We start from the raw sequence: 1,148 nt of genomic DNA on the forward strand, positions 1-1,148 counted from the left end.
GCTGATGCACAGGCACAATGGCGTTTGCTTCGTTGACTTTGCCTGCTCGGCGCCTTATGTCAAGATCGACATACATCCTGAAGACGAGGAAGCGTATCTCGATGCGATATTCTTTTCACCGCATAAATTCCTTGGCGGGCCGGGAACTTCGGGCGTTTTGGTCTTCAACAAAAAACTGTACAAGAACATGGTTCCCGACAATCCGGGCGGCGGAACGGTTTCGTGGACAAATCCGTGGGGCGAGCACAAATACATAGACAACATCGAAGATCGCGAAGACGGCGGAACTCCTGGATTTCTGCAGGTTATAAAGACTGCTCTTGCGATAAAGCTGAAAGAACAGATGGGAATTGCGAACATTCTTGAGCGCGAACACGAAATAGTCGACTATGTTTTTGAAGCGCTGGGCACGATTCCAAATCTGAACATTCTTGCCGGACAGCACAAAGACCGTCTTGGCGTCATTTCATTTTACATCGATGGATTGCATTTCAATCTTGGCGTAAAGCTTCTGAACGATCGTTTCGGAATCCAGACGCGCGGCGGATGCAGTTGCGCCGGAACTTACGGGCATTTTCTGCTTCATGTCGATAAGGAAACGTCGCACCAGCTGACCGATAAGATTACTGCCGGAGAATTATTCGATAAGCCGGGATGGATCAGGATGTCGATCCACCCGACAACTACAAACGACGAAATTCGCTATGTGTGCGACAGCATCCGATCGGTTGCCGAGAATTTCCCGGAATGGTCTAAGGATTATATTTATGATAAATGCACGAACGAATTTTTGCACGCCAATGCAAAACCATCCGAAAAGGAAATGGTCATGAATTGGTTTTCGATGTAGTATCCAGCTTCTTTCCTTCGGTTTTCCAGCGCTTGTGAGTCCAGAGGTAATATTCGGGCGTTTCGCGAATTTGCTTTTCGACGCGGCGCATGAACTCTTCCGAAATCTCAAAGTCGGGAACTGACGCGGGATTGTCGAACATCGTTTCAAAAGTCGCTTCATAAAAGCCGCGTTTCACCTTTTTTACCTTCAGAAAGATGACATTCATGTCGTATTTCTTCGCCAGGGTTTCGGCTCCGGTGTGGATCGGGCTGTAAACGCCCATGAAATTCGCCCAATGCTGCGCCTTCGAAAGCTT

General features: G+C 48.2%; 2 protein-coding genes. One reads left to right on the forward strand and one right to left on the reverse strand.

The window, feature by feature from the left end:
* Positions 1 to 850, forward strand: an 850-nt coding sequence (locus EOO50_RS17665; protein ID WP_290841605.1) for an aminotransferase class V-fold PLP-dependent enzyme, incomplete at its 5' end; no start/stop codon positions are given.
* Here the strand turns inward: EOO50_RS17665 and EOO50_RS17670 are convergent.
* Positions 828 to 1,148 (reverse strand): lysophospholipid acyltransferase family protein (locus EOO50_RS17670; RefSeq protein ID WP_290841606.1); only part of this gene is annotated, 321 nt, incomplete at its 5' end. The two genes, EOO50_RS17665 and EOO50_RS17670, sit on opposite strands and share 23 nt — an antisense overlap.

Source organism: Flavobacterium sp. (assembly GCF_004211145.1).
Taxonomy (GTDB): Bacteria; Bacteroidota; Bacteroidia; order Flavobacteriales; family Flavobacteriaceae; genus Flavobacterium.